This window comes from Paraburkholderia sp. RL17-381-BIF-C, from assembly GCF_046026435.1.
Lineage (GTDB): Bacteria > Pseudomonadota > Gammaproteobacteria > Burkholderiales > Burkholderiaceae > Paraburkholderia.
In genome coordinates, this window is sequence record NZ_JARESX010000067.1 from 1 (window position 1) to 18,645 (window position 18,645).

An 18,645-nucleotide genomic window follows, 5' to 3' on the forward strand; every position below is an offset into this window, starting at 1 on the left:
GCCGTCGTCGGAGTCGGCGCATCGCGGCCGCCGAACTGGAAGGTGACCGCGCCCGCCGAAAACCACGCGCCGCGCCGCAACAGCACGCGCCGCCCCGGCGCCAGCCGCCGGCCGAACACCGTCACGCCCGGCTGGTGCGCGACCAGCCCGAGCGCCGCGCCGCGCAGCTCGACGGTGGCGTGCAGCGGCTCGACCCCTTCGTCGATCACCATCAGATCGGCGTCGCCGCCGCTGCCGATCCGCAGCGGCCTATCGGCGGACAGCGCGATGCTGGCACCGGTATGCACGCCGTCTTTCACGAGGATCATTGCGTCAGCGGTCATTGCGGTCCTCCCAAGGCATCTTGCGTGTCGATTGCCATGCGGGCAGAGGCGGCGGCGAAGGCAATGGCGTGACTGGCGGAGGCGCGGTCGAAGCAGCACCGCGCGACGGCGCCCGCAGCGCGGCAGCGACCGCCGGCGGGATATTGGTGGCCGCCGGGAGCGGGGGCATCCTCGCTTGTGCCGCTTGTGCCGCTTGTGCCCCTTGCGCAAGCGAACCCGCTTCGACACTCGCGACGCCGGGCAAACCGGAGCCCGGTGCAAAGACCGCCCCCACTCCTGCGGGCGCCACAGCCGGCCCCGCCATGACCGCCCCGCCCGCCGCCTCGCCGGTGCCAGCCGCACGCTTGAGGCGCGGTGTGATCAGGATCAAACGTTCGAGACGCTGCCGGGTCGTCTGGGTGTCGCGAAACAGCGCGCCGACGTAGGGCACGTCGCCGAGCACCGGCACTTTCGACGTGCTGCTTTCGCTGCGCTCGTATTGATACCCGCCGACCAGCAGACTCTCGCCGTCGCGCACGATCGCCTGAGTGACGATCGAGTGGTTGTCGACCTTCGGAATGCCGTCGACCGACATCGATGTATTGAACGCGCCGTCATCGATCTGGATGTTGAGCCGGATATTGCGGCGCGGATCAGCGGCCGATTCGACGCTCGGCGTCACCTTCAGCGTGAGACCGGTATCGATGTTGTAGAGATCGACGTCCTGGTTGCCCGCCACCCGCACATAGACCGAGCTGTGCGAAGTCAGCACCGCTTCCATGTTGTTCAGCGTGAGGACTTGCGGACTCGACAGCACGCGTGCCTGGCCGGCATCTTCCAGCGCGTGAATCTGTGCGAACAGGTACTGCGCCGAGTTGCCGACCAGGGTGGCGAGATTCAGTCCGGACGCCACGCCCGCCGCTGTCGCAAGCGCCGGCGCTCCGAAGCTCAACGGCGCGTTGATGGTGCCGGAGGACCCGCTGATACGCCCGTTCGAACCGCCCCATGCCACGCCGAGCGAACGCGCCGCTCTCGACGACACGTCGATCACGACAGCGTCGATCTCGACCAGCTCCTGCGGCTGGTCGAGCATCGCGATGGCGCGCTCGTAGTTCGGCATCATCGACGCGAGGTCGTTGATCACCACCGAGTTGGTGCGCGGGTCGGCAATGATGTTGCGTCGCGCGGGCGTCACGCTGGGCTGATCGGTCCGGCTCGTCTCAGTCGTTGCCGTATCGGGCAGCGGTGGTGGCGAGCTGTCGCCATCGGAAGGCGCGCCGCCGGCCAGTCCCAGGCCGCGCAGGCTCGGCAGCGGCGGCGGACCGCCGCGCGCGCTGCGGGCGTCGGCGCGAGCTTCGGCGCGCGAGCGGGCAGCGCGCGGCGCGGTGGCTTGCCAACTGTCGATCATGACCCGCCGCAACAGCGAGGCCACCCCGGGCACCACCTGGTCCTGCGAGCCCACCGAATAGTGCATGTCCTGCGCCTGCGCGTAGCGCAGCGGGAAAATGCGGATCTCGGTCTGATCGAACGACGGCTCAGCGGTACTCTGCTGCTGCGCCTTGTCGATCGCGTCAGCCACCGCATCGACAAAGGCCGACGGGCCGGCAACCCTCGCGGTCGTCGCCGAATACCGGATCGGCAGACGCGGGTCGTCCAGATCGAGGTTGCGCAGCAACGCCGCAACCGCTTCGCGGGTCATCGGCGCAAACGGAATCACCCGGCTACGCACGCCGGCAGCGGTCGCGACATGCATCGACTTGCCGTCGAAATACCAGACCAGGCCGTAGGCCTCGACCAGCTGCATGAACACGTTGCCGGGCGTGTCGTCGAAACGACCGTTGACCGCGCCCTTCACGTCACGGGCGATATTCGCGGACAGTCCTTCCACCGCCAGCACGTCACGCAGCATGTCCGGCAACGGCGTACCGTTCGCCGCATAGTGAATCGGCGCGCCGTGCCACGCTGGCGTGACGGCCTGAGCCTGGGAGACCTGCAGCACCGCCCACACCACCGCGAGCCGGCCAGCCATTTGAAACATGGCAGCGCCAGTCACGCACGATGGCGAGGACTGCGGTCCACCTCCGCCCTTCTTATTGGGCGAATCATTGCGGCTCGTGATAAGCATCGAAATTTCCTGGCTACGTTGTATTGATTACGCCAGTGAAATTTAATAGCGCCGGCATCACGGATGGTCATATATATGCATGACTTCATCTGCCAATTTCAAATACCGCCATTCCAACCGCTCTTTATCTAGCGCGTGCAAATCCGGATCGCCGCACTCATGGCCTTTCAATTGATCTTATCCGGACTGCATATCTTGAAAATAGGACGACACTTCAGATAAACGTCATACATCTTTATGACCCAGTCGGAATATTGCGGGGAGAAGATTGACTAGCCGTCACTTGAATTCATCCGAACATGAGAAACAACCCGCGCGACTCACATCGCAGATGCATTGCCATCTTGAAATGCATCAGGACATTTACCGCCGTCATGGAGGCTCCGCCTTCTCGAACTCCTACACGCGCACGCACATGCGGATGACCCAGTATTGCAACTTCACCCCGCAGCTCGCCAAGCCGCGGCAGCGCTCCGTCAGAATCAACGGGCTGGCCACCTGTCTTCGGCTCGAGGAGGTGTATTGGCGAATCATCGAAGAGATTGCGCGCCAGGAAGCGGTGACGGTGGGAAAACTGATTTCCAGATGGGCACTTGAAATTGATCTTACCCAGGAAGCCATCTGTAATTTCACGGGCTTTGTCAGAATAATCTGCGTCACTCAGTTGCTGGACAGAAAACACCCGATCGATTTGGATTTGATCGACCCGGATGTGTCAGTTGGTTAACCTGGATAAACCAGAGGAGGTCAATAGAAAACAGCCAGATTTCATTTATGCACTTTTGCGCACCAGCGATCCGGAAGCGGGCGCATAAATTCCACACAATACAGCTGTCCGGTTTATATATTTCCTTTTACTCGATTTAAGGATTCTGTGATGGAAGCGATCAACACTATCAGCAACACTCGGCAGTTCGATCTGAGTTCAATGGCGCAAGCGCTGGATGCCGGGGCGGCCGGCCGCACCCGTTCCAGTTCGGTCCAGATGTTTTCCACGGAGCACACCGAGGGTGGCCACGGCCCTGTGCAGCAGGACGATACGATGGGTATGCGCCGCCCTATGCACGCGGACCACGCGAACGGTGGCCATCATCACGCGAACGGTGCCCACCACCCTATGTCGCGCGACGCCGAGGCGGCTGCCCACGACCTTATGCCGCGGAACGCCGAGAGGGCTGCGGGGCTGGCTTCCGATGATGCGGCACTCGACGCAATCGCAGGACAGCAGACAATGGCGCCGCCGACCGGCGGCACCGACGCATCACAGAACGGCGCCGGCAACATGGCCGCACAACAACCTCAGGCTCCGTCGCCGGCGGGCGCCGCCGACGGAGCACAGAACGGAGCGTCGAATGCTATCGGCGAGCTCTTCCAGACCGTCATGAAGGGCCTTCAGGGACTTCTTTCCGCCGTCATCCCGGGCGCGGGGCAGGCGCTCGGCATGCTCTCGCCGCTGATGGGCATGCTCTCGCCGATGCTGGGTAAGCTCGGTACAGGCGGAACCGGCACCGCTTGACGCAGCGCTGAACGCAGCCGGCCGCCGCCACCCCGTCAACGTATCGCCGTGGACGCTCCCGGCGGCCGGCTGCCACCCGCAATTTGCACGCGCCCGCCCACGCTGTTTTCAATGCAATCCACGCTCCGGCAAAGCCGCCCCCGCTCCCGGCATAGCAAGCGTCGCGTCCGGCAATGACATAGACAACAGCAGTTGACCGCCCCCCCGGCGCCGTCCGGTAAACTACGCGCCCCACGCCCGCGCTCCCCGGATTCCAGCTTGAATCGTTACGCCCTGCTTCTCATTACCTCGATGCTGTTAGTCGGCACCAATGTCGGCATCGGTAAATCAATCGTCGAGTTCGTCCCCGTCCCCCTCTTCGCGCTGCTGCGCTTCGTGATCGCAATGGCGGTGCTGTGGCCGCTTCTGCGCGTAGCCAAACTGCGCCGCGTGAAGCGCGATGAATGGCTCAACCTGTTCCTGCAGGCCTTATTCGGCACGTTCGGCTTTACCCTGCTGATGCTCGGCGGCGTGCAGCGCACCAGCGCCGTCGCGGCCGGCGTCATTACGAGCACGATCCCGGCTGTCGTCGCCTTGCTCTCGTGGCTGATTCTGAAAGAGCGACCGAACGGCCGGGCGCTTGCGTCGATCGCGCTCGCCATTGTTGGCGTGCTGGTCATCAATCTGGCGCACGTGGATCACAATGCGGACGGCGAGAGCTCGCTCGCCGGCAACCTGATGGTCCTCGGCGCCGTATGCTGCGAGTCGCTCTACATCATCCTGTCGCGCCACCTCACGCAGACGCTCGCGCCGGTCGACATCTGCGCCTACACCCATCTCTTCGGCCTGCTGCTGATGCTGCCGCTCGGCGCCGGCGCATGGCTCGAATTCGATTTTCGCGCGATGCCGGTCAGCGTCTGGATGCTGGTGTTGTGGTACGGACTGTCCGCCAGCATCTTTTCGTTCTGGTTATGGATGAAGGGCATCCGCCATGTCCCGGGCAGTCTCGCGGGCGTGTTCAGCGCCGTGCTGCCGGTGGCGGCGGCGATTTACGGCATCCTGTTTCTGGGCGAGCGGCCCAGCTTCGCGCACGGCATCGCGCTCGCCTGCGTGGTCACGGGGATCGGGCTTGCGAGCCTGAAGCTCAAGCGACTGCCGACGGTGGCCTCGTGAGGCCTGCCCGCCGCGATGCAGCAAATTTAGCCGACGCGTTACAATAGCGCGCCTGACGCGAGGCTCCCAAGGCCTCGGCTGGCTGTGCATCGCGCCGTGTGCGCCGTCCATGCCGGGTCTGCTTGCCGGGTCTGCTTGCCTGACTGGTGTGCATATCGCGTATTGCGCCTGCCGGCTAGGCGCATTTTGGTCCGTGTTCCGTCACCTGCGTCTCATCCGACTCTTGCCCATGTCCGCTCCGCGAACCGACTCCACCCAACAGCGCCGCCCCATGCGCCCGCTGCCCGCCATCATCTTCATGAGCCGCTGGCTGCAGGTGCCGCTTTATCTGGGCCTGATCGTCGCGCAAGCCGTCTACGTCGTCCTCTTCCTCAAGGAAGTCTGGCACCTCGTCACGGCATCCCTGACGCTCGACGAAACCAACATCATGCTGGTCGTGCTCGGCCTGATCGACGTGGTCATGATCTCGAACCTGCTGATCATGGTGATCATCGGCGGGTATGAAACATTCGTGTCGCGCCTCGGCGTGGAGGGTCATCCGGACGAACCGGAATGGCTCGACCATGTGAACGCGGGCGTGCTCAAAGTCAAATTGTCGATGGCGCTGATCAGCATCTCGTCGATCCATCTGCTGAAGACCTTCATCAGCCCCGACCAGAATTCGACGCATACGATCATGTGGCAGGTGATCATCCACGTGGCGTTCCTCGTCTCCGCAGTCGTGATGGCGCTGGTCGACCGCCTCACCACGCATACGCATCCCAAGCATTTCGAAGAGCCCACGGTGCTGCACGCCGTGGGTGCCGCTAAAGGTTCCACTCCCCTGAAGGCGCACGACTGATCCGCCCTGCCCGGCGTGTCCGACAACAAGCGCCCCTGTCTCCACTGAGCTAGCCATGACCGTCATCAAACAGGAAGATCTGATTCAGAGCATTGCTGATTCGCTTCAGTACATCAGCTATTACCATCCGCTCGACTATATCCAGGCCTTGGGCCGCGCCTACGAGCTCGAACAGAGCCCGGCGGCGAAAGACGCCATTGCGCAGATTCTCACCAACAGCCGCATGTGCGCCGAAGGCAAGCGCCCGATCTGCCAGGACACCGGCATCGTTACGGTGTTCGTGAAGGTCGGCATGGACGTGCGTTGGGACGGCGCGACGATGGGCGTCACCGACATGATCAACGAAGGCGTGCGCCGCGGTTATCTGAACCCGGACAACGTGCTGCGCGCGTCGATCGTGAGCCCGCCCGAAGGCGGCCGCAAGAACACGAAAGACAACACGCCGGCCGTGATCCACTACGAGATCGTGCCGGGCGACAAGGTCGACGTGCAGGTCGCGGCCAAGGGCGGCGGCTCGGAAAACAAGTCGAAGTTCGCGATGCTGAATCCGTCGGATTCGATCGTCGACTGGATTCTCAAGACCGTGCCGACCATGGGCGCGGGCTGGTGCCCGCCGGGTATGCTCGGCATCGGTATCGGCGGCACCGCTGAGAAAGCGATGGTGATGGCGAAGGAATCGCTGATGGATCCGATCGACATTCAGGACGTGATCGCACGCGGCCCGAAGGACTGGATCGAAGAATTGCGCGTGGAACTGCACGAGAAGGTCAACGCGCTCGGTATCGGCGCACAGGGTCTCGGCGGTCTCGCCACCGTGCTCGACGTGAAGATCATGGCCGCGCCGACGCACGCCGCGTCCAAGCCGATCGCGATCATCCCGAACTGCGCGGCCACCCGTCACGCGCACTTCACGCTGGACGGCTCAGGCGCCGCCAAACTCGAAGCGCCGTCGCTCGACGCATGGCCGAACGTGCATTGGCAGCCGGACACGGAGAAGAGCAAGCGCGTCGACCTGAACACGCTCACGCCGGAAGAAGTCGCCGCGTGGACGCCGGGCCAGACGCTGCTCCTGTCGGGCAAGATGTTGACGGGCCGCGACGCGGCCCACAAGCGCATTGCCGACATGCTGGCGAAGGGCGAAAAGCTGCCCGTCGACTTCACGAACCGCGTGATTTACTACGTCGGCCCGGTCGATCCGGTGCGCGATGAAGCCGTCGGCCCCGCAGGCCCGACCACGGCAACGCGCATGGACAAGTTCACCGAGACGATGCTGGCGCAAACCGGCCTGATTTCGATGATCGGCAAAGCCGAGCGCGGCCCGGTCGCGATCGAAGCGATCAAGAAGCACAAGGCCGCTTACCTGATGGCCGTGGGCGGCGCAGCGTACCTCGTGTCCAAAGCGATTCGCAGCGCGAAGGTGCTCGCGTTCGAAGACCTCGGCATGGAAGCGATCTACGAGTTCGACGTGCAGGATATGCCGGTCACGGTGGCCGTCGATTCGAACGGCACCTCCGTGCACCAGACCGGCCCGAAGGAATGGCAAGCCAAGATCGGCAAGATTCCGGTCGCGACGGTTTGATTCGCCGCTAGCGCCTGTTACGTATGTCGAAGAGCCGGGACTGCGGTCCCGGCTTTTTTGTTGCCGCGCGCAACGCGACACGCGACACCTGAAACAATGTCAAAAGATATGTCTGTTCCCTTGGCTTTTTCAGGTATGGCGTTTATTGTTGTTGAAAATTCAAAGTCCCACAAAGGAAATACCATGCAAGGCGACAAGAAAGTTATCGAGTACCTGAACTCGCAACTGAAGAACGAACTGACTGCGATCAACCAGTACTTTCTGCACGCGCGGATGTATAAGCACTGGGGCCTCGAGAAACTCGGCAAGCATGAATACGACGAATCGATCGGCGAAATGAAGCATGCCGACTGGCTGATCGAACGCATTTTCATGCTCGACGGTCTGCCGAACCTGCAAGACCTGCACAAGCTGCTGATCGGTGAGGAAACGAAAGAAATCCTCGAATGCGATCTGAAGCTCGAACAGATTTCGCAGAGCACCTGCAAGGAAGCGATCGTGTACTGCGAGTCGGTTCGTGATTTCATCTCGCGCGAAATCTTCACGAAAATTCTCGACGACACCGAAGAACATATCGACTGGCTCGAAACGCAGATCGACCTGATCGACAAGGTCGGGATCCAGAACTATCAGCAATCCGCAATGGGCTCGGTCGAGTCCTGATCGCATTACGGCGCAACCGCCCGCACCCCGCACGCGCCCCGTTCATGGGTCGGCCCGTTCGCAACGGAGCGGGTACTGGCGGCGGTGCGCTTGGTGGACGCCCGGCGGAAGTGCTCTGGGGAGGCGCCCTGAATCCCGTCCCCGTGGAATGTCCTGACGAAGTGCTTCCGGAAAGCGCGCCGAACAGCGTCTCTAATGGGGAGTTCTGCACGAACTCCTCCCCGGGAGGCGCCGCACGGCAAGTCCCGCTAGGGCACGCCGCGCGGGCGATATACTTGCGCACCTTCCCTGGTTTTCCTTGAACGCCGTGCCGCACGCATCCTCTTCGCCTATGCCCGCAGAATCACCGTCTACGACAACAGAAATGTTCACGTCTGGCGCGGGATCGCGCGCACCGGTCGGCATTTTCGATTCGGGTCTCGGTGGCTTGTCGGTATTGCGGGCGGTGCGCGCACAACTGCCTGACGAGGCAATCCTGTACGCCGCCGACTCGCTCTACGCCCCCTACGGCGAGCGCGACGACGATTTCATCGCCGACCGCACGCTCGCAATCGGCGAATGGCTGGTCAAGCAAGGCGCGAAGGCCTTGGTGGTCGCCTGCAACACCGCAACCGCGCAGTCAATCGCGATGGTTCGCGAGAAGCTGCCTATTCCACTGGTCGGCGTCGAACCCGGTATCAAACCCGCTGCATTGCAGTCGAAAACTCGCGTCGCGGGCGTGCTCGCCACCCAGGTGACGCTGCGCAGCGCGCGCTTCCAGGCGCTGCTCGAACGCTACGCGGCCGATTGCCGCTTTCTTTGCCAGCCGGGCCACGGACTCGTGCAGGCGGTGGAACGCTGCGACGTCGGCTCCGCCGAACTGCGCGAACTGCTGCGCGGCTACCTGCAGCCTATGCTCGACGCGGGCGCGGACACGCTGGTGCTCGGCTGCACGCACTACCCGTTCCTCGACGCGGCGATTCGCGACATCGTCAGCGACCGGCTGGTGTTGATCGACACGAGCGTCGCGATTGCGCGCCAGTTGGAACGGGTGCTGGACCAACACGGCCTGCGCGCGGCGCCGGAAAGCGCGGGCGCTGTTCTGCCCCGCTTTTATTCCACCGGGGACGGCTCGCATCAGCAGCAACTGGCAGCCAGCCTGCTACATATCGACGCGACAGTCGAACAGGTGTCGATTCCCTCGCGGCGCACGGCGGCTCCAAACTCCCAAGCTGCCTGAACTCCTGACCCACGCGTTTTTTTGCCGCGCCGACACGCGCTTTTACAGGAGCGCTGCGAACTCCCGCGCGCCTTTCCAATGGCTTTGGGAGTGACTTTGGGGCGCCTGTTGGAGAGACCGCTCGGAGGCGCCGTGGGAGCGCCTTTAGGCCGCCTTTAGGCCGCCTTGACGCCCCCTTTTCGCCCCAACGGCCACCCGCCGCCCGATTTCGTCCTTTAGACGAAACCCTTCTAAGAGTCTGGTTTTGTTACAAAAAATTGGCCAGGACGCTTGCCAAACGGCTCAAACATAATGATAATAATTCGCATTAACGTTAGCTATGACGCCTGCCATGATTGTCTGTGTCTGCAAGTCCGTTTCTGACCGAAAGATCCGTGCCTCGATCGCGGAAGGCGTCGATTCGTTCGACGAGTTGCAGTTCGAACTTGGCGTCGCTTCCTGCTGTGGAAAATGCGCGGAGTCCGTCCGCGACGTCATGATGCAGAGCGGCGTATGCGCGAGCCGCTGTGGTTTCGAGCATAATCCCCAGGCTGTCCCGCTGACGTTCTACGAACGCAAGGCCGCCTGAGACCGAGTATCAAGGCGCGGCTGACGCCGCGCCTCGGGTGCCTGCCGCCCACTGCCGCTCTTCGCTGTTCAAGCGTTATCCCACTGCCGTCAGCAAGCCAGTATTCGTACCAGCCAGCTACCCGCTCACCCCTCACAGGAGTTCGAGATGGAATTGCTGATTGGTTTCGTGACTACTTTGTTCATTTCGCTGCTGATTTTTCGAACATGACGACGTCTTGTCTGACGCGCTGCATTCACAGCGCGCCGCCACGCTGATATGCCGGCCTCGCATACCGTTTCAGCCGGCGCCATGCCGGCTTCGTCCACCCGAGCGAACTCCCGCGTCCTGACAGCCACCGCACTGGTTGCTGCGATTCACGTCGCGCTGCTGGCCGTGGTGATGACCTTGCGGCACGACCCTGTTCAACCGGTCCTCGAATCGCGCGTGATGACCGCGCAGTTGCTGCCGCCGGCGCCGGTTGCCACGCCCGTCGCGATACAGTCGATCGCACCGCCGCCGCCCACGCCGACGCCGCCGGTTCACACCAAGCCGAAAGTCCAGCCGAAGCCGGCTCCGACGCCCAAGCCGACGCCGACGCCTTTACCGGTGGCCGCCGCGCCCTCGCCGACGCCCGTCGCCGCACCCGATCCTACGCCGCCCGCGCCGGCCGCCCCTGTCGCGCCGCCAGCTGCTGCCGCGCCGGCCGTTAGCCGTCAGACGATAGAGGTCAGCGCGCCCAAGAACGTCTCGCACCTTAATTGCGAACTGGTGAAGCCTGATTACCCACCGCTATCCAGGCGGCGTGGTGAAACCGGCACCGCCACCGTGCGGTTCGTGGTCGGCCTGACGGGCAAGCTGGAAGACATCCAGCTACAACAGAGCAGCGGCTTCAGCCGTCTCGACGACGCTGCGCTCGCCGCCGTACACGCGACTACCTGCAAGCCATTTCTCGAGAACGGCCAGCCGATTCGAGCCGCTTATACCCGGCCTTACAACTTCAGTCTGAGCGACTGAAGCAGATTTCAAAAAAAGGAATTGCAATGCAAAACTACGGACTGGCGCACGTCTGGGCGCAAGGGGATTTCGTGACGCGCGGCATCGCGCTCGCGCTGCTGATCATGTCGGTCATGTCGTGGAGCGTGATCGTGATCAAGGGCTGGAATGTGATGCGCCTGAAGCGCCTCACGAAGAACGCCGAACAGGCGTTCTGGCACTCGGACGATCTCGCCGACGGCGTCAACAAACTCGGCGCCGGCTCGTCGACCCCGCAAGACAATCCGTTCCTCGCACTGGCGCTGTCGGGTCAGGAAGCGGCCGATCACCATCATCAGACACAACCGCATCTGCACGACCGCATGGACGTGTCGGATTGGATCACGCGCTGCCTGAAGGACACGATGGACGAAAGCGTCGCCCGCATGCAGAGCGGTCTCGCGATTCTCGCGTCGATCGGCAGCACGGCGCCGTTCGTCGGTCTGTTCGGCACGGTGTGGGGCATCTATCACGCGCTGCTGGCGATTGGCGCGAGTGGTCAGTCGTCGATCGATCAGGTCGCCGGCCCGGTTGGCGAAGCGTTGATCATGACCGCGTTCGGCCTTTTCGTCGCGATTCCGGCAGTGCTTGGCTACAACGCACTGACGCGCGCCAACAAGGCGGTGGTGGCCAAATTGAGCCGCTTTGCGCACGGTCTGCACGCATTCTTCGTGACGGGCGCGCGACTGTCGTCGTCCAAGCGCGGCGACGGCCTGCGGCTCGCCGCGCGCACGAACTGATCAGCGAGGCAATCCAATGGCAATGAGCCCCTTCGCCTCCGACGATGACGACGGCCTGATGAACGAAATCAACATGACGCCGCTCGTCGACGTGATGTTGGTTCTCCTGATCGTCTTCATGGTGACGATTCCGGTGATTCGTCATGCGGTCAAGATCGATCTGCCGCATGCAAGCAGCCAGAAAGAAGACACCAAGCCCGCGCAGGTGACCGTCACGGTCGACGCCGACGGCAACGTCATGTGGGACGACAAAAAGGTCGACGACACCGCACTGCGCGCGAAAATTGCAGAGGCCGCGCAAGCGAACCCGCAACCCGAGTTGCATCTCGACGCGGACCGCAAGGTTCCGTACGAAAAAGTGGCGGAAGTGATGTCGGCGGCACAGGCCGGCGGCCTGACCAAGATCGGCTTCGTGACCCAACCGAAAGCGAAGTAATGCGATAAAAGCCCTTTAAAAAAGGGCTGAAAAGTAAAAGGCCTTCATCGTCAGATGAAGGCCTTTTTTTGTGCGCACTCGGCGCCTTCGGGCGGCGGGATCATTTGCCATCGGTCGAAGATTGATAGCTACCTGAATCACCGCATGCGACAGCCGTGATCGACACGGACAGCGCGGTCAGCCCTATCAGGCCCGCTATGATAGCGGCCATGAGTTTTCGCATAAGAGACTCCTTAGCGAAGGGATTTCACTATAGGCCCGGGAGCGCGAGCATTCAAGCAAACGGCCATTGAAAGTACTCATGACAGGCCGCGCTTAAATGCTAAAAGCGATGTTGTCGCGTGTGAGAAGTGCTATGGGGAAATCGCGAACGAAGACAGCGCGGCAGCGGCTTTTTCCTCGCGCGCGGGACACTCGCCCATAATGTGTTTGCCGTCGTCGGGATCGAGCATCTCGACCAGATAATCGACAAACGCACGCACCGCCGGCACCATCCCCTGCCGCGACACGAATACGGCGTACAACTGCGGCGTCGGGAAGGTCCAACCCGGCATGACCGGCGACAATTGCCCCGCTCGCAACGCGGCGCCATACATCATCTCCGGCAACGCGGCGATACCGACACCACCGAGCACCGCTTCGCGAATCGTCATCAGATCCGCGGTGACGAGGCGCGGCTCGTGTTCGTGCGCGTGCCGCGTGCCGTCGGGCGCGATCAGGTTGTAGACGTGGCGTCCGTCGCCCGTCGGCACGTCGAGCGTTTCGAAGCGGCTCAGATCGGCCGGCAGCAACGGCGGCGCATTCTGTTGCAACAGGCTCGGCGCGCCGACCAGCATTTGCTGCGTGCGCCACAGCGGCCGCACTACGATGTTGGCGTTCTCCGGCGGATCGGAGCGCACCCGCAGCGCAACGTCGATCGAATCCTCGAACAGATCGATCACGCGGTTCGTCACGCGCATGACCACACGCACTTCCGGATAGCGATGCATGAACTCAGGCAGGATCTGCGACAGAATCGTCTGCGAAATCGTGACCGGCACGCTGACGCGCACTGTGCCGCGCGGCGATGAGCGCAGTTGCTGAACGACGTTGACGGCCGCCTGCGCCTCGCTCAGCATCGCCTGACAATGCTGATAGAACAGTTGCCCGGCTTCGGTCAGCGCCAGCTTGCGCGTGGATCGCTGCAGCAGGCGCACGCCGAGCGACGCTTCGAGCTCGGTCAGCCGGCGCGACAGCCGCGACTTGGAGATGCCGAGCACGCGTTCGGCGGCAGAAAAACCGCCATGTTCGACGACCTGCGAAAAATACATCAGGTCGTTCAGGTTGTGTGAATCGATCTTCATCTCATCGTTCCAGTAATAGAACAATCCATTGCGCGAGGGCGGCTGGCACCCCGGAAAACGGTCCCTATAATAGCTCCATGTTTCAAAAATAACGCTATTCCCCATTTTTTGAGGTGACTTTGATGAGCACGACCCGCACGATCGAACGCACGTTTCCCGCCGTTCGCACGACCGAGGGTGGCGGCTTTATCGTCCATCGCCCGTTTCCGACCCGCATGCTGATGGACTTCGATCCGTTCCTGCTGCTCGACGAAATGGGCCCGATCGACTACGCACCGGGCGAGGCCAAAGGCGCGCCCGACCATCCGCACCGCGGCTTCGAAACGGTCACTTATGTGCTGGAGGGCCAGTTCGGCCACAAGGACTCGGCCGGCCATTCCGGCACCCTGCACGCCGGCGACGTGCAATGGATGACCGCGGGCGCGGGCGTCGTGCACAGCGAGATGCCGGACCCGTCGTTCGTCCGCACAGGCGGGCGCGTGCACGGCTTGCAGTTGTGGGTGAATTTGCCGCGCCGCGACAAGATGATCGCGCCGCGCTATCAGGAAATGCCGTCGTCGAGCATTCCCGTAGCAACGTCCGCGGACGGCAAGGTGCGCGTCAAGGTGATCGCCGGCGAAGCGCTCGGCGTCAAGGCCGCGATCGAAACGCGCACGCCGATTCTGTATCAGCATTTCTCGCTGCAACCGGGCGCGACGATCCGGCAGCCGGTGCCCGCCGACTATCGCGTGTTTGCGTATAGCCTGTCGGGCAACGGGTTCTACGGCGAAGGCGAAGCGCGTCAGGAAATCGGTGCGCAGAAAATGGTCGTGTTCCAGAACGACGGTGACTCCGTGACGCTCACGGCCGGCGCGGAGCCGCTCGAAGTGCTGCTGCTCGGCGGCGTGCCGCTCAAGGAGCCGGTGGTGCGCTACGGTCCGTTCGTGATGAACACGGAAGACGAGATCCGCCAGGCCGTCGTCGATTACCAGGCCGGGCGCATGGGCGCGATCACGCATTGAGTCCCGGGCGGGCGAAGCACGCGCCGCCCGCGCCGCAACCCAAGGCGCGAAGGCCGGTAAATTCGTTCACAATAGCGATTCAGGCCTCGCGCCACGCCGTTGCGTCAAAACGGGCGGTGGCGCGCGGCGATTTCCGTCCCTGTTCAGGAGCGCGCATGGCAGAGCCCACCGTCACCGCCCACATCGGTTCGACGAATTTCCAGGTCCTTTTCGACGACGGCAAGCACACATGGCTTGCCGACGAGCCCGAGTCGCTCGGCGGCGGTGATCGCGGGCCGACACCCGTTTCGTTGTTGCTGTCGAGCCTCGGCGCGTGCACGTCGATCACGCTGAAAATGTACGCTCAGCGCAAGGAATGGCCGCTCGCCGACGTACGCGTGACGCTCTCGCTCGAAACCGGCGACGCGGGCACGACCATCGACCGCAAAATCGTGCTGGAAGGCGATCTGTCCGACGAGCAGCGGGAACGGCTCTTGCAAATTGCCAATCAGTGCCCGGTTCACAAGATCCTCACGCACTCGATCACGATCCGTTCAGGGCTCGCCGTCGCTTAACGCTTTCATAGGAAGCCGTCGTTTTGAATTTCGAACACCTTATCCAGATCAACGACCCGTTGAATCCGTTTGTCGAGTCGATGACCCGCGAGCAGTTGTGGGAGGGGCTCGTGCTGCGCGCCGAACAGCCGCAACTCTTCGTGATGGGGCTCGACAGCTGCACGATTCTCTCGCGCGACGGCAACGTGCTCGAGCGAGAGCTGCACTACGGCCAGGCGACCGTACGCGACCGCGTCACGCTGGACCAAAGCCAGAGCGTGCGCTACGACATTCTGCCGACGGCGGACTACGTCGGCGGCTCGCTCACCATGACCATCGAGCAACCGGACGAACTGCAGCTGTTTCTGCGCTTCGAGTACGCGACCACGTTGCCCGAATCGACGGATCCCGACGCGCATCAAACGCAGGAGATCGTGAAGTCGGCGTATCGCGAGAACGATATCGATACCGTTCGGCTCATCCGTCAGTATGTGCAGGCCAAGCAGGAACCCGGCTCGCTGCATTGAATTTCGCGGGCGCCCTTCCCGCCCCGCTCGCCATCGATTGCAAGGCCGCTGGTCGAAGCGGCGGCCTTGGCCAGATTTCTCCGTTTTGTCGCCGCCTTGGTCGCTCGACTATCGAAACAAAAATTCGATCAACTTCCTTAACTTGTAAATAGGAATAGTTATCATTTAGAATTAATCCATCGAATCGACCAACAGCTAAAAACCAATGACCGATACTGCGCGCCCTTCGACACTCAGCCTGCGCCGCCCCGCGGCCGCGCTGACCAGCCGTCCGAAAGCCTCCACGGCGGCGGCGACCAGCCAGAAGCCTGGCGCGGATCGCGCCAAGGCATCATCGGGCGAGACGTCGGAGCGGATCGTACGCAGCGACGCGCTGCTGCAAGGACATAGCCACGTCAGCATCGTGCACAACGGCGAGACCTACCAGTTGCGCGCAACGCGCCTGGGCAAGTTGATTCTGACGAAGTAAGGACGAACAGCGGTAACTACCGGGTATTGTGGGGACCACCTCCCAGAGAGGTGTTGGGCATTAGCCAGCCACGACGGCTTGCACGTGAGAATTAGACCCCTTCGTGCAGACACCAAGCCAGCCGTCGCAGCCAGCCAGGCCGCTTTTTTGGTCCTCACTCGATGCGGCCACACGCAACGGCGTGTGCCGATCATGCAGACAATGAAAAAAGCCGTGGGATGATGTCATCTCCACGGCTTTTCTGTTTGGCGCGGCGCTTAACGGTGCATCAGATGCATCCAGTCGCGGCGCCGGGTATTGAGTTATTTCGGCCTTGCTTCGGCGTTACCTCGGCGTCACTTCGAAGCCCAGCCCCAGAACATCAACCACCATGCGCTGTCGACCACGGCCAGTGCCGCGACGAACCACATCATCGCGAGGCCGCGCTGAACGAAGCGTTCGCTGTAGCGGCGCGTAACGAGCCAGGCGAGCCATGCGCTCCACAGATTGGCGATCGCCAGAATCGCGATACGCATGTCCGACGCCCACCACAACGACACATGCTCCGCGCGCAACAGCGACAGCGTGGTAGCGGACAGGCCGAGGAACACGCCCGCGCCGGCAATCGGAATCAGCCCTTGCGTCAGATGATGCAAACGCACGGCATTGAAGCGCCCCAGCATGCGCGTCGCGCCCATCAGCAGCATCAGCAGCGCGGTGCCGTACACCAACGCCGTGGCGAGGATGTAGCCGATCACCATCGTGCCGTCGAGCCACGAAAACACATCGTTCTGCTCGGGGTAATGCGTGAACAGGAACCACGGCGCATTGGTGTCGAGCGGCCACGTAATGTCGTGATCGACCAGCCAGGTCGCGAAGAACATCTTCAGATCGACGAACCAGCGCGACGCGGTCCAGTGGAACGCGCCGATCGCAATGCCGAGCAGACCGTACAGGATCAACGCGGTGTCCCACGGGTTCGCCTGCTTGTCGCCCAACTGAACCACTTCCGAGGACGGCGCGCGCCACGTCAACGCAATCGCGTCGCGGTGCCCGCTGCAACGGCCGCACATATGGCAGGCCGACGCGCCCTTCATATTGCGCAACGGCACGAGCGGCGCGCAATTGATCGGAATCACGCGATGCCCATGCTCGCCGTTCTTGTAGGAACGGCGCCAGGCGTCTTCATCGACTTTGTAGTGAAACGGCGCGAGCCGCGCCAGAAGCGAAAAGACCCCGTTGACGGGGCACAGATACTTGCACCAGACACGTTTTTCGCGCCCGTAGAGCAAGCCGATGATCATCGCCGCGAAGGTCGAACCGCCCAGCACCAGCAGCACGGCCTTCGGATACTGGTAGACGCTCACCATCTGACCGTAGATGGTGGTGATGCCGAATGCGACGAACGGCCAGCCGCCCCAGCGCATCCAGTGCGGAATCGCCCAGCCTCGCCCGTATTTGCTGGCGAATTCGGCGAGCGCGCCTTCGGGGCACAGCACGCCGCACCAGACACGGCCGAGCATGACCATCGAAAGCAGCACGAACGGCCACCAGATTCCCCAGAAGACGAACTGCGCCGCCAGCGTGAGGTTATTCCACAAGTGCGCCGTGTCGTCCGGCAGCGGCATGACCGCCGGCACCAGAATCAGAAACGCGTAGACCGCCACCACGACCCACTGAATGCCGCGAATCGCGGCGCCGTGGCGCTGCATCCACTGCCCGGCCGCCGCAAGGCGGCCCGGGCGGGTCATCACGGTGCTCATGCCGCGCGCCCGGCGGCTTGTTGTACCGGCTTGCGGTTTGCACGGCGCAACAGCAGATACACCACCGCCCAGTACACCGCGTACGCCAGCAGATTCATCATTGCCGGATGCGCGCGATAGCCGGTGAGCGTGGCGACCAGCGAACCGAAGGTGCTCGAGTCGTCGAGAATCGCCGACGAGTTCCACATCTGATCGACGAGCGTCGGCAGGATTTCCTTGTCGATCAGCTTGTCCACGCCGGTCTGGAACAGGCCCGCGCCGAGGAACAACAGCATGATTTCAGTGACGCGGAAAAACAGCCGCCACGAGAAGAACTTGCCGCCCAGTTGCAGCACGTAGAAGGTCAGGAACGCGAGCGCGAGGCCGATTACGACCGCGAGCATCTGGCTGCCGTCCACGTGACCGGACTGGCCGAAACCGAGACCGTACAGGAAGATCACCGTTTCGCTGCCTTCACGCGCGATCGCCAACGCCACCAGCAACGCGACGCCCCACCAGTTCGAATCGCGCTGGCTCTTTTGCAGCGACTGCTCCATGTCTCGCTTGAGCGAGCGGCCATGCTGCTTCATCCACAGCACCATTTGCACGATCAGCACGCAGGCGATCAGCACCATCGCCGTCTGGAAATAATCCTGCGCGTCACCGGAAAGCACCTCGGTGAAACCGACCAGCGCCGCGCCGAGCGCCACCGCCGCGATCAATCCGGCTGCGACGCCACCCCACAGGTACGGCAAGCCGCGGCGCGCATCGTCATCGCCATTTTTCAGCCACGCGTACAGAATGCCGACGACCAGCAGCGCCTCGACACTTTCCCGCCATACGACGAACAGAATCTGACCCATCCAAGCTCTCCCTCTACCCTTCTACTGCCTTGG

General features: G+C 62.7%; 20 protein-coding genes. 15 read left to right on the top strand and 5 right to left on the bottom strand.

Translation table 11 applies throughout. From position 1 onward, the window contains the following. Both P0D70_RS29115 and sctC read right to left on the bottom strand, forming a co-directional pair. Positions 1-323, bottom strand: a 323-nt coding sequence (locus P0D70_RS29115) for an FHA domain-containing protein (RefSeq protein ID WP_408186994.1), incomplete at its 3' end; no start/stop codon positions are given. Further along, positions 313-2,340, bottom strand: coding sequence for a type III secretion system outer membrane ring subunit SctC (gene sctC, locus P0D70_RS29120; RefSeq protein ID WP_408186995.1), 2,028 nt, complete (start codon positions 2,338-2,340; stop codon positions 313-315). The genes P0D70_RS29115 and sctC, both read right to left, overlap by 11 nt. Before the next feature lie 370 nt (positions 2,341-2,710). Here sctC and P0D70_RS29125 point away from each other — a divergent pair, with 370 nt between their 5' ends. The 11 genes from P0D70_RS29125 to P0D70_RS29175 all read left to right on the top strand — a co-directional run bounded on the left by P0D70_RS29125 (position 2,711) and on the right by P0D70_RS29175 (position 12,155). Continuing rightward, positions 2,711-3,154, top strand: coding sequence for a ribbon-helix-helix domain-containing protein (locus P0D70_RS29125; protein ID WP_286161967.1), 444 nt, complete (start codon positions 2,711-2,713; stop codon positions 3,152-3,154). Between the two features lie 150 nt (positions 3,155-3,304). Then, complete coding sequence (locus tag P0D70_RS29130; RefSeq protein ID WP_408186996.1) at positions 3,305-3,943, top strand: hypothetical protein; 639 nt, start codon at positions 3,305-3,307, stop codon at positions 3,941-3,943. Between the two features lie 258 nt (positions 3,944-4,201). Beyond that, positions 4,202-5,095, top strand: a complete 894-nt coding sequence (locus P0D70_RS29135) for a DMT family transporter (protein ID WP_408186997.1) — start codon at positions 4,202-4,204, stop codon at positions 5,093-5,095. Between the two features lie 229 nt (positions 5,096-5,324). Then, positions 5,325-5,936: a TIGR00645 family protein gene (locus tag P0D70_RS29140; RefSeq protein ID WP_408186998.1), complete on the top strand. Its 612-nt coding sequence runs from the start codon at positions 5,325-5,327 to the stop codon at positions 5,934-5,936. 55 nt (positions 5,937-5,991) lie between these two features. Next, the gene (locus P0D70_RS29145; protein ID WP_091795618.1) at positions 5,992-7,515 is read left to right on the top strand and encodes a fumarate hydratase; all 1,524 of its coding nucleotides are present in this window, start codon (positions 5,992-5,994) and stop codon (positions 7,513-7,515) included. Positions 7,516-7,698: 183 nt separating this feature from the next. Beyond that, positions 7,699-8,178, top strand: a complete 480-nt coding sequence (gene bfr / locus P0D70_RS29150) for a bacterioferritin (protein ID WP_091795621.1) — start codon at positions 7,699-7,701, stop codon at positions 8,176-8,178. A 331-nt stretch (positions 8,179-8,509) separates the two neighbouring features. Further along, entirely contained in the window at positions 8,510-9,397 is an 888-nt protein-coding gene (gene murI / locus P0D70_RS29155) for a glutamate racemase (RefSeq protein WP_408186999.1), read from the top strand. Positions 9,398-9,728: 331 nt separating this feature from the next. Then, entirely contained in the window at positions 9,729-9,965 is a 237-nt protein-coding gene (locus tag P0D70_RS29160) for a (2Fe-2S)-binding protein (protein WP_091800666.1), read from the top strand. Positions 9,966-10,223: 258 nt separating this feature from the next. Then, positions 10,224-10,961, top strand: coding sequence for an energy transducer TonB (locus P0D70_RS29165; protein ID WP_408187000.1), 738 nt, complete (start codon positions 10,224-10,226; stop codon positions 10,959-10,961). 26 nt (positions 10,962-10,987) lie between these two features. After that, positions 10,988-11,719: a MotA/TolQ/ExbB proton channel family protein gene (locus tag P0D70_RS29170; RefSeq protein WP_408187001.1), complete on the top strand. Its 732-nt coding sequence runs from the start codon at positions 10,988-10,990 to the stop codon at positions 11,717-11,719. 16 nt (positions 11,720-11,735) lie between these two features. After that, positions 11,736-12,155 carry an ExbD/TolR family protein gene (locus P0D70_RS29175; RefSeq protein WP_408187002.1) on the top strand — a complete coding sequence of 140 codons (420 nt, stop codon included), beginning with the start codon at positions 11,736-11,738 and terminating at the stop codon, positions 12,153-12,155. Between the two features lie 353 nt (positions 12,156-12,508). Here the strand turns inward: P0D70_RS29175 and P0D70_RS29180 are convergent, their stop codons facing one another. Next, positions 12,509-13,498 carry a LysR family transcriptional regulator gene (locus P0D70_RS29180; RefSeq protein WP_408187003.1) on the bottom strand — a complete coding sequence of 330 codons (990 nt, stop codon included), beginning with the start codon at positions 13,496-13,498 and terminating at the stop codon, positions 12,509-12,511. 122 nt (positions 13,499-13,620) lie between these two features. Between P0D70_RS29180 and P0D70_RS29185 the strand changes: the two genes are divergently transcribed. From P0D70_RS29185 to hemP, 4 genes are all read left to right on the top strand, one after another. Next, positions 13,621-14,499, top strand: coding sequence for a pirin family protein (locus tag P0D70_RS29185; protein WP_408187004.1), 879 nt, complete (start codon positions 13,621-13,623; stop codon positions 14,497-14,499). 155 nt (positions 14,500-14,654) lie between these two features. Next, entirely contained in the window at positions 14,655-15,053 is a 399-nt protein-coding gene (locus tag P0D70_RS29190; protein ID WP_091795642.1) for an OsmC family protein, read from the top strand. A gap of 23 nt (positions 15,054-15,076) precedes the next feature. After that, positions 15,077-15,559 (top strand): SRPBCC family protein, encoded by a 483-nt coding sequence (locus tag P0D70_RS29195; RefSeq protein ID WP_091795645.1) that lies wholly within the window; start codon positions 15,077-15,079, stop codon positions 15,557-15,559. Between the two features lie 205 nt (positions 15,560-15,764). Further along, a complete protein-coding gene (gene hemP / locus P0D70_RS29200) occupies positions 15,765-16,028 on the top strand; it encodes a hemin uptake protein HemP (RefSeq protein WP_091795648.1) in 264 nt (87 codons plus the stop codon). Between the two features lie 335 nt (positions 16,029-16,363). On the opposite strand, the gene P0D70_RS29205 is transcribed toward hemP, so the two are convergent. Together P0D70_RS29205 and P0D70_RS29210 are read right to left on the bottom strand one after the other, a co-directional pair. Further along, entirely contained in the window at positions 16,364-17,770 is a 1,407-nt protein-coding gene (locus P0D70_RS29205) for a 4Fe-4S binding protein (protein ID WP_408187005.1), read from the bottom strand. Continuing rightward, positions 17,767-18,612 (bottom strand): FTR1 family iron permease, encoded by an 846-nt coding sequence (locus P0D70_RS29210; RefSeq protein ID WP_408187006.1) that lies wholly within the window; start codon positions 18,610-18,612, stop codon positions 17,767-17,769. The genes P0D70_RS29205 and P0D70_RS29210 overlap by 4 nt, the downstream gene beginning before the upstream one ends. Positions 18,613-18,645: the final 33 nt, after the last annotated feature.

Coding starts and splice junctions, on each gene's coding strand:
- P0D70_RS29140 (WP_408186998.1), top strand. CDS start 5,325: ATGTCCGCTCCGCGAACCGACTCCACCCAACAGCGCCGCCCCATGCGC.
- P0D70_RS29165 (WP_408187000.1), top strand. CDS start 10,224: ATGCCGGCCTCGCATACCGTTTCAGCCGGCGCCATGCCGGCTTCGTCC.
- P0D70_RS29145 (WP_091795618.1), top strand. CDS start 5,992: ATGACCGTCATCAAACAGGAAGATCTGATTCAGAGCATTGCTGATTCG.
- P0D70_RS29175 (WP_408187002.1), top strand. CDS start 11,736: ATGGCAATGAGCCCCTTCGCCTCCGACGATGACGACGGCCTGATGAAC.
- sctC (WP_408186995.1), bottom strand. CDS start 2,340: ATGTTTCAAATGGCTGGCCGGCTCGCGGTGGTGTGGGCGGTGCTGCAG.
- bfr (WP_091795621.1), top strand. CDS start 7,699: ATGCAAGGCGACAAGAAAGTTATCGAGTACCTGAACTCGCAACTGAAG.
- P0D70_RS29205 (WP_408187005.1), bottom strand. CDS start 17,770: ATGAGCACCGTGATGACCCGCCCGGGCCGCCTTGCGGCGGCCGGGCAG.
- P0D70_RS29190 (WP_091795642.1), top strand. CDS start 14,655: ATGGCAGAGCCCACCGTCACCGCCCACATCGGTTCGACGAATTTCCAG.
- P0D70_RS29170 (WP_408187001.1), top strand. CDS start 10,988: ATGCAAAACTACGGACTGGCGCACGTCTGGGCGCAAGGGGATTTCGTG.
- murI (WP_408186999.1), top strand. CDS start 8,510: ATGCCCGCAGAATCACCGTCTACGACAACAGAAATGTTCACGTCTGGC.
- P0D70_RS29160 (WP_091800666.1), top strand. CDS start 9,729: ATGATTGTCTGTGTCTGCAAGTCCGTTTCTGACCGAAAGATCCGTGCC.
- P0D70_RS29185 (WP_408187004.1), top strand. CDS start 13,621: ATGAGCACGACCCGCACGATCGAACGCACGTTTCCCGCCGTTCGCACG.
- P0D70_RS29180 (WP_408187003.1), bottom strand. CDS start 13,498: ATGAAGATCGATTCACACAACCTGAACGACCTGATGTATTTTTCGCAG.
- P0D70_RS29130 (WP_408186996.1), top strand. CDS start 3,305: ATGGAAGCGATCAACACTATCAGCAACACTCGGCAGTTCGATCTGAGT.
- P0D70_RS29210 (WP_408187006.1), bottom strand. CDS start 18,612: ATGGGTCAGATTCTGTTCGTCGTATGGCGGGAAAGTGTCGAGGCGCTG.
- hemP (WP_091795648.1), top strand. CDS start 15,765: ATGACCGATACTGCGCGCCCTTCGACACTCAGCCTGCGCCGCCCCGCG.